1 rRNA gene is annotated in these 212 nt (G+C 52.4%); it reads left to right on the forward strand.

Going from position 1 to position 212, the window contains the following annotated elements:
- Positions 1-212 (forward strand): 16S ribosomal RNA (locus A7A76_RS26925); the annotation flags it as partial.

Consider the following 212-nt stretch of genomic DNA (forward strand, 5'->3'; position numbering starts at 1 on the left):
GGAATTACTGGGCGTAAAGCGCACGTAGGCGGTTACTCAAGTCAGAGGTGAAAGCCCGGGGCTCAACCCCGGAACTGCCTTTGAAACTAGGTAACTAGAATCCTGGAGAGGTGAGTGGAATTCCGAGTGTAGAGGTGAAATTCGTAGATATTCGGAAGAACACCAGTGGCGAAGGCGGCTCACTGGACAGGTATTGACGCTGAGGTGCGAAA

Source organism: Lysobacter enzymogenes, assembly GCF_017168095.1.
Taxonomy (GTDB): domain Bacteria; phylum Pseudomonadota; class Gammaproteobacteria; order Xanthomonadales; family Xanthomonadaceae; genus Lysobacter; species Lysobacter enzymogenes_D.